Annotated in this window: 11 protein-coding genes; 4 read left to right on the top strand and 7 right to left on the bottom strand. The window is 46.8% G+C overall.

Going from position 1 to position 12,283, the window contains the following annotated elements; genetic code table 11:
• Positions 1–6: 6 nt before the first annotated feature.
• Both mutL and tsaE read right to left on the bottom strand, forming a co-directional pair.
• Positions 7–1,989: a DNA mismatch repair endonuclease MutL gene (gene mutL, locus FTU54_RS01600; RefSeq protein WP_168393937.1), complete on the bottom strand. Its 1,983-nt coding sequence runs from the start codon at positions 1,987–1,989 to the stop codon at positions 7–9.
• Positions 1,979–2,458 (bottom strand): tRNA (adenosine(37)-N6)-threonylcarbamoyltransferase complex ATPase subunit type 1 TsaE, encoded by a 480-nt coding sequence (tsaE, locus tag FTU54_RS01595; RefSeq protein ID WP_168395294.1) that lies wholly within the window; start codon positions 2,456–2,458, stop codon positions 1,979–1,981. The genes mutL and tsaE overlap by 11 nt, the downstream gene beginning before the upstream one ends.
• A 128-nt stretch (positions 2,459–2,586) precedes the next feature.
• On the opposite strand from tsaE, the gene FTU54_RS01590 reads away from it, so the two are divergent.
• The 3 genes from FTU54_RS01590 to FTU54_RS01580 all read left to right on the top strand — a co-directional run bounded on the left by FTU54_RS01590 (position 2,587) and on the right by FTU54_RS01580 (position 4,473).
• Entirely contained in the window at positions 2,587–3,489 is a 903-nt protein-coding gene (locus tag FTU54_RS01590) for an RluA family pseudouridine synthase (protein WP_168399628.1), read from the top strand.
• Between the two features lie 112 nt (positions 3,490–3,601).
• Complete coding sequence (locus tag FTU54_RS01585; protein ID WP_005177448.1) at positions 3,602–3,937, top strand: type II toxin-antitoxin system RelB/DinJ family antitoxin; 336 nt, start codon at positions 3,602–3,604, stop codon at positions 3,935–3,937.
• Between the two features lie 92 nt (positions 3,938–4,029).
• The gene (locus FTU54_RS01580; RefSeq protein WP_005177446.1) at positions 4,030–4,473 is read left to right on the top strand and encodes a GNAT family N-acetyltransferase; all 444 of its coding nucleotides are present in this window, start codon (positions 4,030–4,032) and stop codon (positions 4,471–4,473) included.
• Positions 4,474–4,494: 21 nt separating this feature from the next.
• On the opposite strand, the gene FTU54_RS01575 is transcribed toward FTU54_RS01580, so the two are convergent.
• Positions 4,495–5,205 carry a pseudouridine synthase gene (locus FTU54_RS01575; RefSeq protein ID WP_005177444.1) on the bottom strand — a complete coding sequence of 237 codons (711 nt, stop codon included), beginning with the start codon at positions 5,203–5,205 and terminating at the stop codon, positions 4,495–4,497.
• 151 nt (positions 5,206–5,356) lie between these two features.
• Here FTU54_RS01575 and FTU54_RS01570 point away from each other — a divergent pair, with 151 nt between their 5' ends.
• Positions 5,357–5,809, top strand: coding sequence for a DUF441 domain-containing protein (locus FTU54_RS01570; RefSeq protein WP_034597660.1), 453 nt, complete (start codon positions 5,357–5,359; stop codon positions 5,807–5,809).
• A 43-nt stretch (positions 5,810–5,852) separates the two neighbouring features.
• Here the strand turns inward: FTU54_RS01570 and FTU54_RS01565 are convergent, their stop codons facing one another.
• From FTU54_RS01565 to FTU54_RS01550, 4 genes are all read right to left on the bottom strand, one after another.
• Positions 5,853–7,034, bottom strand: coding sequence for a CynX/NimT family MFS transporter (locus FTU54_RS01565; RefSeq protein WP_228153082.1), 1,182 nt, complete (start codon positions 7,032–7,034; stop codon positions 5,853–5,855).
• Between the two features lie 173 nt (positions 7,035–7,207).
• Positions 7,208–8,128, bottom strand: a complete 921-nt coding sequence (locus FTU54_RS01560) for a LysR family transcriptional regulator (protein WP_005177438.1) — start codon at positions 8,126–8,128, stop codon at positions 7,208–7,210.
• Positions 8,129–8,380: 252 nt separating this feature from the next.
• The gene (locus FTU54_RS01555; RefSeq protein WP_168399626.1) at positions 8,381–10,096 is read right to left on the bottom strand and encodes an AAA family ATPase; all 1,716 of its coding nucleotides are present in this window, start codon (positions 10,094–10,096) and stop codon (positions 8,381–8,383) included.
• Positions 10,097–10,183: 87 nt separating this feature from the next.
• Positions 10,184–12,202, bottom strand: a complete 2,019-nt coding sequence (locus FTU54_RS01550; protein WP_180074339.1) for a hypothetical protein — start codon at positions 12,200–12,202, stop codon at positions 10,184–10,186.
• Positions 12,203–12,283: the final 81 nt, after the last annotated feature.

The following is a 12,283-nucleotide window of genomic DNA, read 5'->3' as shown; positions in this document are numbered from 1 at the left end:
GTACCACTACTCTCCTCGAGCAAAAAGTTTATCTAATTGAGCCAATGGAAAGGCACGCCAGGTCGGGCGGCCATGATTACATTGGCTGGCAAATTCGGTTTGTTCCATCTGGCGCAGCAAGGCGTTCATTTCAGACAGGCTCAGCATACGATGCGCACGCACGGCACCATGACAGGCCATGCCAGCCAGAATCTGGTCACGTTTTTGCAGCAGTGCTTGTGCTTCATCAGCCGGGTCCAGATCATTCAGTAGTTCAGGAATCAGCGCATCAAAATTGGCCTTATGCAAAATCGCCGGCACCCCACGCACAATCACCTGCTCATCACCATATTGATCCAGATCCAGCCCTAAACGCGCCAGCTGCGGTTTCAGCTCTTCAATCCGCATCGCCTGCATCCGGCTAATGCTAATCACTTTAGGAATTAGCAGCTGCTGCGAGGTCCAGAATTCCGGCTTATCCCAGGCCGATTTCATTTGCTGTAATAAAATCCGCTCATGCGCCGCGTGCATATCGACAATAATCAAGCCTTCGGTATTTTGCGCCAGAATATAAATTCCGTGTAACTGGGCAATGGCAATCCCAAGCGGATGTTCATCTACCGGAGCTGGCTGCGTATCACCTGCGGCCGACTGTGGGCTGGATAATGCAGATTCATCCAGCTCACGTAACGGTGCCAGATAGCTTTTCAGCGCATTGTTCAGCTGCTGTGAACCGGTATAGGCATTGCTATAACCGGTATTCTGGCCACTGGCCATTTTCTGGCCTTGTGGTAGTGCATAATCCACACTTTGCGGGCGGGCATCGCTAAAATCTGTCAGTAATTCTGGTGCCGCCTGATTAGATACTGGCACGATGGCTTCGGCTGCTTTATGCAGCTGGAACTGTTCCTGATAACGTGGCTGCGCCGCAAACACCGGCTCCGGGGTTTCAGTTTTCATGGCCGTGGCCAAGTCGGCACTGGCGGTTTGGAACTGTGCTAGGGTTTCTTTGCCATAATGACGCACAAACTCATGCACTTCACGCTGGTTTAAAAAGCGGATTTCATGCTTGGTTGGATGCACATTGACATCAATATTTTCAGGTTCAACTTCCAGAAACAGCAAATACGCCGCATGCTGATGACCATGCAAAATACCATCATAGGCCATGCGTAGCGCATGTGAGATGGTCTTGTCTTTGACAATCCGGCCATTTACATAGACATATTGTAAATCGGCCTGTGCCCGCGCATCGGAAGGATGGCCCAACCAGCCCGACAGACGCATGCTGATACTATCGGCATCAATCCAGTAAGCATTTTCGGTAAACTGTCGTCCCAGCAATTGCTGTACACGCTGAAAACGCAGCTCGCCGCTGTCAGCAACCGGCAGGTTCAGCTTGATGCTGTTATTATGTTCCAGCACAAAACGGATATCAAAATGCGTCAGTGCCAGACGGCGCACAATTTCTTCAATATGGCCAAATTCGGTACCCGGCTTTTTTAAAAATTTACGGCGTGCCGGCACATTAAAAAACAGATCCTGCACCCGAATATGGGTTCCTTTCGACGCAGCCACCGGCACAATCTCCTGATGATCAAAAGCCGTGCCATTCACTTCAACCTGATAGCCCACCCCTTCATCTGTCTGGCTGCTGATCAGGCTTAAACGCGATACTGCGGCAATGGACGCCAGCGCTTCACCGCGAAAACCGAGGCTGACAATGGCATGCAAGTCATCGGCAGTTTGAATTTTACTGGTGGCATGACGCATCACTGCCAAGGGCAGATCTTCAGGATGAATGCCGCGCCCATTGTCAATAATTTCAATCAGGGTACTGCCGCCCTGTTCCACCCGGATAATCAGTTCGGTCGCACCGGCATCAATCGCATTTTCTAATAATTCTTTGACCACAGAAGCCGGACGCTCAATAACTTCTCCGGCGGCAATCTGGTTGGCCAGTGCCGGATCAAGCGCGCGGATACGACGTGTACTTAAATCAGCCGACATGGGTAAAACTCTGCTCCAGAGCGTGTTGCAAAGCGGCAGAAGACGAGTTGAGAGTTGCGGTGCGGCTCAGTTCATCTTCAGACTTTAGAATATTAATAATCAGGTCCGGTGCTGGAATTTCATCCCCACCTTTTGATGGCCATTCAAATAAAAATAAGGCGTTTGCTGTATCCAGATAATCGCGGATGCCCATCAGCTCCAGTTCATACGGGTCATTCAGGCGATACAGGTCAAAGTGGAAAATATCCTGACCATTGACCTGATACGGCTCCACCAGGGTATAGGTGGGACTTTTTACCGATCCCTGATGACCTAAGCTTTGTAACAGATAACGGGTCAGCGTGGTTTTCCCTGCGCCCAAATCCCCAATCAGATAAATCACCCCGCGCGGGAAATGCGCCGCCAAAACCTGAGCCAGATTTTGGGTCTCTTGTTCATTGTTCAGGTTCAGACAAAATGAATACTGCATAATACTCGCGACATGATTCAAAACAGCAATTATGATAGCATCGCAGCCGTTTAAAAGCCTATTCGACTGCGTCAGAATCTGTATTTTTTCACAGCATTTGTTACCTAATTTGAGATGTGCACCCGTTCATGAGCTCCACTGCCGATTTTATTCCCCCGATGATTAATGGTGTTAGCGCCAGCAAAGTTTACTTGCAGCCATCATCGGCAAGTACAGTGTATGCCTACCTGTGCCAGCAGTTTCCGCATATTTCCGCTGCTGAATGGCAGTCGCGCTTTCAGGATGGTCTGGTCTATGATGCACATGGTCAGCGTCTAAACACAGACAGTCCCTTTCAGGCACATACACACTGTTTTTACTATCGTTTTTTAGCCCATGAAGTAACAGTACCGTTTCAACACCAGATTTTATTTGAAAATGAAGATTTGCTGGTGGTAGATAAACCGCATTTTCTGACCATGAGCCCAACCGGACAATATGTGCAGCAAACCTTACTGGTGCGTTTGAAACAGCAAACTGGCAATGAACAGCTGACCCCGATTCACCGTTTAGACCGGGAAACTGCCGGCGTGGTGCTATTTTCCAAACAGCCGGCCAGTCGTGGTCTTTATCAGCAAATGTTTGCCGAACGTCAGGTCCGCAAGACCTATCATGCGATTGCACCTTTTCGTGCCGATTTAAGTTTTCCTTGCACCACCCGTTACCGCATGGAAAAAGGTCAGCCGTTTTATACCATGCAGGTGGTGGATGGAGTACCCAACAGCGAAACCGATATTGAGCTGTTAGCGCATAACGGTCATTTGGCAAAGTATTTGCTTAAACCTGTCACCGGTAAGCAGCATCAATTGCGGGTGCATTTAAATCAGCTTGGAATTGCCATTTTAAACGATCCATTTTATCCGCAGGTGCAGCATAAAACGGAAGATGATTTTTCTGCGCCTTTACAGCTTCTGGCCAAAGATATTTGCTTTCAGGACCCAATCAGCAAAGCAGCAATGGCGTTTAGCTCCCAATTTGACCTGACACTGTAATCTAATTGTCATTACATTTATTTCAATTTTTCCTGTGTATGAATATTGAAATTACAAATGGTTAGATTAAAATGTGTCTACACAGTTAAGTGCACTTAAATTAATTAAAATCATGAGAAAAACTGAAGTTTATCAAATTCGCCTGGATTCTCAGGAAAAGAAACAGGCTTTTGCCGTGTTTAAACAGTTGGGGATTACACCGGCACAAGCGGTTCGTCTGTTCTTTAAACAGGTCGTTCTGACCAAATCTATTCCTTTTTCTATCGAAAACCAGAATATTAATCTGGAGCAGCTGATCAAGTTAAGAAAGCTCAAGCAAGAACAGCAAAATACTCAGGCCACACCAACACCTGCGCCCGTCAGCACCGACACTTCCCCACTGGACGATGAAGATCTGGACCTGTTTGCCGAATTAAATGCCCTCTTGGGTGAAACTGACAAAAGTTAACAGTGTTGTATTTATAAACAATATTTTAATTTAATCTGCTAAAAACTTGGTTATGCTGCATAGACAACAATAAGATATGCAGGGAGTCATGGATGATTGTCAGACGCGCAACCGTAGCAGATCTCGAGCAGCTGGCCGTATTATTTGATGAATATCGTCAATTTTATGGTGCATCTTCTAACCTGAAGCTTTCACACCAGTTTTTACAACAGCGTTTTGAAAATCATGAAAGCGTGATTTTTATTCATGTGAAAGATGAGGTGATTACCGGTTTTATCCTGCTGTATTTAGGCTTTTCTTCGGTGGCCTGTACCACCTATTATATTCTGGATGATGTCTATGTGACGCCGGTCTATCGTCGTCAAGGCTCGGCCAAACAGCTGATTGATACCGCAATTCATTTTGCCCGTCATAACAATGCACTACGGATTAGTCTGCAAACCCAGAACAACAACTATCAATCGCATCAACTGTATGAACAGATGGGCTTTATTAAAGACAATGAGTTTCAGACCTACCACTGTTTCTTAAAATAGCCCAATCTATTAAAAGCCGGTTTAATCCTGCATCCGGGTACGCGCCTGCTGTACCTGGGCGTCATCTAAATAGATCCACTGCCCCAACTCGAGTTCTGGCAGGTTTAAAGCGCCAATTTGCTGACGATGCAGCTTTTCCACCTTATTGCCAACTGCTGCCAGCATCCGCTTTACCTGATGATAGACACCCTGATGAATGGTCATTTCCAGCTCGTGCTCGGCCAGACGGCAAATATCGGTGGCAGCAAAAATGCCGCTTTCATTGCGCAGTTCGACTCCATCTGCCAGTTGCTGGATTTGCGCATCTGTGACCGGATCTGCGGTGTACATGCGATAGACTTTGGCCACATGCTTTTTCGGATGGGTCAGCGCCTGTAAAAACTGGCCATCATCAGTTAGCAATAACAAACCGGTGGTGTCCTGATCTAAACGTCCCACACATTGCAGGCCACGGTTCAGCAAAATATCGTCAAACAGATCAAACACACTAAAATGATGGGTGGCCTGATGTGAACACTCATAACCTTGCGGTTTGTTTAACGCGATATAGACCTTCTCCCGATAGGTATAGTCCTGCCCATAGACCGAAAATTTTAAACCCTGCAACTGCAGTTTCTGTTTGGGTTGGGTGATGACTTCACCCTCAATGGCAATCGCACCATTTTGAATCAGCTGCTGGCAGTGTTTGCGTGAACCAAAGCCTTGCGATTGCAACATTTTTTCTAAAGTCATCGAATTACCTGTGGAGTGAAAGCTGTATCAATATGGAAGATGGCGTATTTTATACTGAAACCGCGCTGGAGTTGGAATCTATCAGCAGGCCCCGCTGAAAAAGGCTACAATAATGGCCTCTTTTTCTCCCATGCCACCGTGTTCAGCCTGTATGTCACACCTCGATTTAAACCTGATTGTTCTGCTTATTTTATTGGCCTGCGGTATTTTTAGTCACAATACTGCCGTCACCATTGCCGCCGCGGTGTTAATCGTGTTTCGCATCACACCACTGGAAGTATATTTTCCGCTCTTGCAACAGCATGGTTTAAATATTGGCATTATCATTTTGACCATTGGCGTACTAACGCCCATTGCCAGCGGTAAAATCCCCGGTGATGAAATCCTGAAATCATTTATGCACTGGAAATCCATACTCGCGATTGGCATAGGCCTGTTTGTGGCCTGGCTCGGTGCACGTGGGGTACAGCTGATGAGCCATCAACCGAATATTGTCGCTGGCCTGCTGATTGGTACGGTTGCCGGTGTGGCCTTGCTGCGCGGTGTGCCGGTCGGACCATTAATTGCCGCCGGCATTTTATCGTTATTGATTGGTTCTAAATAGCCGCTTCATACAGACACGGCTTTAAAGAGATACGGATACACGATTAGGCACGTACATCGGCCTGAAACAGCTTTTGGCATAATAGCCAGCCCATTGCCGAGAACGCAGCCATCACAATACCGACCCAGAACCAGTCTCCGGTGGCAGAAACAATCGCAGCAATTGCTGGTGGCAACAGAAACTGCGATGTCGCTGAGCACTGTAAAATCATGCCAATGGTCGCACTAATGGCCACCGGACTAGGCGCAAAACGCAAGGCTTGAGCAAAGACCACCGCGGCGACCAGACCACCAAATAACGAAAAGCTAAACACGCAGGCAAACTGCAGTAAAAATGGTAACTGGGCCTGAAAGATATAGAAACTTAAGGCACACAGCATCAAGATGATAAAACCGGTTTGGACTAAAGTTTTAGGCAGCAAACCGCGCTGCAACATGATGCCGCAGGCAAAGGTCCCGACTGCATTGGCAATCGCCACCGAGGCAGTTAATGCGCCTGCCAGCGTCAAGGAAATCTCGTTTTGCTGATAAATCGTCGGTAAGAAACCGACCAGACTAAACCATTGTCCGGCATAGGTGCCGAACATCAATGCCAGCATCCACGCTGGTGGATGTTTGAGCGTGGTTTTGATCAGCTGAAACACTTCAATTTTCTGGGTTGATTGTTGCGGTTTCGGCACTCGGGTGGCGACCAGCGCAAACAGGTTTAAGGTCAGTAGTGTTAGCGTCAGCCATACCCCTTGCCAGCCCATCATGGTGATTAGCCACGGCGTCAGTAATAAGGAAATCCCCATGCCGCCGCCCATATAGGCACTCCACAAGCCCATTTTGGCGGAAATTTCTTCTGCCGGCACCAGCTGGCGAATATAGGCCGGACCACTTAAGGTCACCAGTAAAAAGCCAAATCCTTCCACTACCCGCAGCAGCAGCAAACTGCTGACGCTTTGGCTAAACCCACCGAGCAAACTGGCTGCGCTTAGTAAGCCCAGTCCAAGCAAGACACAGCGTTTCAGTCCAATTTTTTCGACATAACTGCCCAAGGTCAGTGCAAACAGCATACCAGCCCCTTGCACCAGCGACAGCAACAAACCAGCTTGTACCAGCCCGATCCCCAGTTCCTGCTGTAATACCGGCACCGCTGGCGGTAATTTACCGACATGCATCGCCGCGACAAAACCTGCACAAATAATCCAAATATCCCTGCTGAACCATTGTACTTTGGACATATCCTTACTCACTTCAATCTTGTGACTTGAGCTTATCAAGTTCAGTAACTGCCATTTATTAAAAAAACATCTCATCTTATGTTTTTCCTGAATAAATGGCGTAGCTGGCAGATGATTCAACGACCTGAATCCTCACCATTATTTACTCAAAAATTACGCTATTTGTGCGGATGTTATTGTGCATAGTAATGACTACGCTTTTGCGAAAATTTTTCCAGCTGTTTCAGGAAGCCTTCAAAATAGCTTTTTTCTTTTTCTTCACTGCGATAACCAGCATACAGCGTGCGGCGTAGTCCTTCTGCCGAAACACAATGCAGACGGCGTGAAGTGACCCAACCTTTTTGTTCATATTCATTTACCACCCAGTCCGGTAAGGCCGCCACACCCCGACCGCTGGCCACCAGCTGGATTAACATCTGGGTTAAATCTGTGGTGCGAATGGCTTTCGGATAGATATTGGCCGGAATAAACAGCTTGGCCATAATATCCAGGCGGTGTTTATCCACCGGATAGGTAATTAAAGTTTCTTCGGCCAGGTCCTGCACCGAAATGTCCGCAGCACGTACCAATGGATGGGTATTGGACAGCACCAGACGCGACTCATATTCAAAAATCGGGAAATACTCGATGCCTTTTAAGGCAATCGGGTCGGCGGTAATCAGCAAATCAAATTCGGCATGTTGTAATAATTCATGCGGATTGGCTTCAAAGCCGGAAGCAAAATCCAAATCAACATCGGGATATTGCTGGCGGTACTGATTTAACAGCGGCATCAGCCAGTCAAAACAGCTATGACATTCCGAAGAAAAAATAATCCGGCCGGTTTGCCCATGCACAATCCGGGTAATATCGGTTTGGGCAATCTGGATCTGCGGCAAAATATCATCTGCCAGTTTCAGCAAACGCTGCCCCACATTGGAAAACGTCACCGGACGCGAGCGACGATTGACCACTTCCACCCCATACCAGTGATCCAGCTCTTTCAACTGATGGGAAATGGCAGATGGGGTCAGGCATAAATCATTGGCCGCGGCCACCAGTGAACCATGTTCGCGTAAGGCCAATAAGGTTTTTAAATGACGAATTTCAAGCATGGGAAATGAAGTATCTCAAAATCAGGAGATGCACTGCGCTGAATGCAATGTCGCCTTAAAAATAAAAATATGAATTAAATTCATCTTAGCATAAATTCCATGAGTTGGTTTCATTATTCTAAATAAGGCAGCTGTTAAGAGATGGCGCTGTTTTTAAGCAAGATGAAGATGAGTTGAAATACGTCTAAATAACGAATAAGCATAAAAAAGAGCATCTTTAAGATGCTCTTTTATTACGGAAGGATGAAAAGTTTATTCTACATATAGCAAGGCCAGACGCACCTGATCATAGCCCATGCGCGGACTGGTCAGCTCGACAATCGGGCGCAGCTTGATCGTGCCATCATCATTAAAATGATCACTTTGCTGACGTTTTTGCAGGCGTTTATAAATTTTGCGGATTTGCTCCACCACTTCCTCACCCGGATGCGCCACCGAAATATCCAGTCCCTGTTCCTTATGCAAACGCGCCAGATGATTAATAATCGTCGCTGGAGTCAGGCCACGTTCATGGGCAATATCTTCAATCTCATAACCTTCTTCAAACAAGGCCCGGGTTTCATCTAGCGTTGCTGAGGCATAATTCTGCTTGCCGCCACTGCGTACGATTTTCCGTTCATTGCGTTCAATTTCAACCTCATTCAAGGTACCGCCACAATGCCGGATAAAGGCTTTATGCTGTGCGGTCAGGTCAATCTCGGCGAAATTCTGTTCTGCTTCATCTGACAGTTCCTGAAAACGGCGATCGGCTTTAATTGCCAGACTGTCCAGCTCCAGTGCCTGCTCGTTAAAGCCCAATAAACGCAGGCCATCTAGAGTTTTTAAACGTGACAGTGCCACATAGCCCTGACCTTTTTCAAAGGTATGGCTCAGGTTAATTTCTGCCGCTTCTAAAGTCATGCCTTGTGATTTATGAATGGTAATTGCCCAGGCCAGACGCAACGGAATTTGCTGGAAACTGGCAATGGTTTTTCCGGCTTCATTGTCAATCGACCAGGTTTCCGGTTCGACCAGCAGCACCGTGCCATCGGTTAATTTGACTTTCGGCAGGCAGCCATATTCATCATCTTCTTCAAAGCCAATCACCTCGCCCAGACTGCCGTTGATATAACCCATATCAAAGTTGTTTTTAACAAACATCACTTTGGCATGTTTTTTCAGGGTCAAGGTTTCAGGCGCACGTACCGAAGATTTTAAGGTTTCTATCAGTTTGTCATTCCCATCACAACTGGCATCAAACTGGCGACTTTCAGCATCAATTTCATTTAAATGCTTAAAGTTAATGGTATCGACATCCATATTGTGGGTATACAAACGGGTAAAGGTGTCGCCAATATCCTGCTGGCGGGTATTTTGCAGCGCCTGCAGATGCTGCGGGCCAATATTCTGACGACGAATCGCATTGAGAATATCATTTAAAAAGTCATTGCCCTGACGATGCTGCTCGGTCAAATAGCAGACCCGGAATTTGGCCTCGACCCAGGCCTCCGACATAAAGCAGAATTTATCGCGATTACGTTCATCATTTCTGCCCACTGGCGGCAACTGGAAGAAATCACCAGCGACAATCACCTGAATACCACCAAAGGCTTCATCGCTTTCCTTAAAATATTTCAGCACCTGATTGACCAGATTCAACTGCTTGGCATGCAGCATCGAAATTTCGTCAATAATCAAGACCTGCGCATTTTCCAGATGTTCTTTCAGGTATTTGCGCTCTTTCATATTTTTCAGGTCGGCATCAGACAAGACATCTTTAATACCAATGCCGGCCCAGGTGTGAATGGTCATACCATTCATATGTGTGGCGGCAATTCCGGTCGAGGCCGTAATCGCCACCGGCACTTTACGTGCTTTTAAATAGTTGATGTACTGATTGAGCGTATAGGTTTTCCCTGCACCGGCCGAGCCTGTTAAAAATACATTTTCGCCCGCTTTTAAGAGTTTGAGTGCAGTTTCCTGTTTCATAAGACCTATACCGTAGATGAACGGCTATAGCCTACCCATTTTTCAGCAAAAAGTTAAGGCAAAAACCACATCTGGCGACATCACTTGTCATAAAGTTCCGGCAGATGGGTCCGGTTTTAAGCGGCTGTTCAGCCATTGAATAAACTGTTCCGCAATATTGACCAGCAACTGTTCGGCTTTATGATTGTTCGGATATTCCAGCTGATCAAAGCGCAGCTGTCCATCGAGCAGATGACAACCCAGCGTTAAGGACTGGCGATAACACGGCGATGACATATGAAAAGCCACATATTCGCCTTCAATAATTTTCTGGCTATAACTCACCGCCAGACAATGATGAAAACTGCGCGACTCCTGAATAATCCGGTCCAGACTGTTCAGTTCCTCAAAGCACCAGCCCAGATACTGGGTTCTGCCTTGTAGCGATACGGGCGGCCAGTGGCGGACGTTTAACTGTTTTTTCAGCTTAGCCAGAATTTCGGCTTTATGCACCTCATGATGCCAGCGCACCGCACGCTGAAAAATACTGCTCCAGCTGACATTTTTCGGGGTGTAATTTTTTTCATTAAAATAATCGACCAGATAATCGCGCACATAGGCATCAAATACCGATTCACGCACCGGCCCGGCCTTTAAATAAAACAGCTGCCGGAATTGCTCCAGCGTCAACTGATGACGGCGTAAACAGTGCATAAAGTCACGCGATTGCTGACTCTCCGGATGAATAAACTGCATTAATTCAGCCGGCAGTTCTGCCGTGACCTTATGCAGATGCAGCATATAGGCCTGCATCACCCGGCTTAAACGTGCATAAACCTGTTTCACCTGCAGTTCATCCTGTGCCGCAACAATCGCCAGCAAATTCATCCATTCATCTAAATACAAAATAGACGGGCTGATGCTAATTCGCGGGTCTTCCAGTGACTGGCGCTGGCCTTTTTGCACCACCCGGGAATTATGCTGATGTTCAAACCATTGATGTTGCAGCGCAAAATGATCACAGCTCTGAATAAACAGCCGCGCCGAGGCATACTGGAAATACTGCAAGGTGGCCAGAATAATCCGTGGATGAATCTGGCTGCAATCGACAAAACTTAGCGCCACCACCGCCACGCGGACACTGGAATGATGAATATTGTCACTGAGCCAGTCCAGCACCAGTTTCGATTGCCGAAACAGCCAGTTGACTGCACGTGGATAATCAAACAGTGGCAAGCGCGCAACTTTGGTCTGCCAGATGCGGGTATTTTTTTCCAGAAAATGCCGTTTGGCCAGAATATTATCTTCGGCCCAGACCGCGCGGTTCATAATCCGGACAAAGCCTAATAAATGACTCTGCTCTACCGCGTGTCGATACAACAGCCGAATATCGTCCTGATGATCGATTAAATCCTGTAAATTAAATCGCTCTGGAAATGAGATACTTAAAATACGATACATGGCTTTAGGTAGAAATTCTGCTGCACTAAAACAAAAATCATCATAACTTAGCATCAGTGCTTGCACTGGCAAAAAGGTTTCACCCTCTACAAATTCCAAAGCGCATAGTGTCGATAAAGCAGTTAAAACATCTTCAGGAATCGGCTGCCCTTGCTGCACAAATTTGGTCAATACTGGCTGATACTGATCGTCTGCCTGCATTAATGCCTGATCTAAAATTTGCGCCTGCATGGCATCTAAATGCAGTAGCAATTGTTGAACACGTGCAGCACCATCCACCCATATATAGGCTTGCTGCATAATCAGATGTCGTAATTGCTGCGCCTGATTACGCAAAAATAAGGAGTGTTGTGGCTTTAAATCGCCCGTATGAAACTGTAAATCATGCAGAAAAAAATCTTCAAACGCTTCTTGATGCTGCCCCGCAAACTCAAACTGCGCCTGAATTAAACTGGTGTTAGATTTAGGCGGATAAAATTCGAGGCTAAATAGACCGTTTAGCAATTCAACCCGATGCTGCAAAGGATCAATACGGAACATATTTTGCGCAGTGAGATGCCCAACTAGCTCCATTTGATCTTGATATATTTCTGCGGCCACACTGGAAATACGTACCAATTGCTGTGCAACGGCATGCAACTGGCTATGCTGGCGACTTGGCTGCATATACGCTCCTCATGCTTAAGTGCGGTCTATCTAAGTGTCATCTTATTTTTATTTGATTACACCGAATAGACCCATCACGTG

The sequence above is a fragment of the Acinetobacter sp. YH12116 genome (assembly GCF_013418895.1).
GTDB lineage: Bacteria > Pseudomonadota > Gammaproteobacteria > Pseudomonadales > Moraxellaceae > Acinetobacter > Acinetobacter indicus.
Note: the sequence above shows the minus strand (reverse complement) of the source record. Positions and strands in the feature narration are given on the sequence as shown.

Bases quoted from the DNA above. Each gene is read 5' to 3' on its own strand.
- FTU54_RS01585 (WP_005177448.1), top strand. From the start codon at position 3,602: ATGAGAAAAACTGAAGTTTATCAAATTCGCCTGGATTCTCAGGAAAAG.
- FTU54_RS01570 (WP_034597660.1), top strand. From the start codon at position 5,357: ATGTCACACCTCGATTTAAACCTGATTGTTCTGCTTATTTTATTGGCC.
- FTU54_RS01590 (WP_168399628.1), top strand. From the start codon at position 2,587: ATGAGCTCCACTGCCGATTTTATTCCCCCGATGATTAATGGTGTTAGC.
- FTU54_RS01575 (WP_005177444.1), bottom strand. From the start codon at position 5,205: ATGACTTTAGAAAAAATGTTGCAATCGCAAGGCTTTGGTTCACGCAAA.
- FTU54_RS01565 (WP_228153082.1), bottom strand. From the start codon at position 7,034: ATGTCCAAAGTACAATGGTTCAGCAGGGATATTTGGATTATTTGTGCA.
- FTU54_RS01555 (WP_168399626.1), bottom strand. From the start codon at position 10,096: ATGAAACAGGAAACTGCACTCAAACTCTTAAAAGCGGGCGAAAATGTA.
- FTU54_RS01560 (WP_005177438.1), bottom strand. From the start codon at position 8,128: ATGCTTGAAATTCGTCATTTAAAAACCTTATTGGCCTTACGCGAACAT.
- mutL (WP_168393937.1), bottom strand. From the start codon at position 1,989: ATGTCGGCTGATTTAAGTACACGTCGTATCCGCGCGCTTGATCCGGCA.
- FTU54_RS01580 (WP_005177446.1), top strand. From the start codon at position 4,030: ATGATTGTCAGACGCGCAACCGTAGCAGATCTCGAGCAGCTGGCCGTA.
- tsaE (WP_168395294.1), bottom strand. From the start codon at position 2,458: ATGCAGTATTCATTTTGTCTGAACCTGAACAATGAACAAGAGACCCAA.
- FTU54_RS01550 (WP_180074339.1), bottom strand. From the start codon at position 12,202: ATGCAGCCAAGTCGCCAGCATAGCCAGTTGCATGCCGTTGCACAGCAA.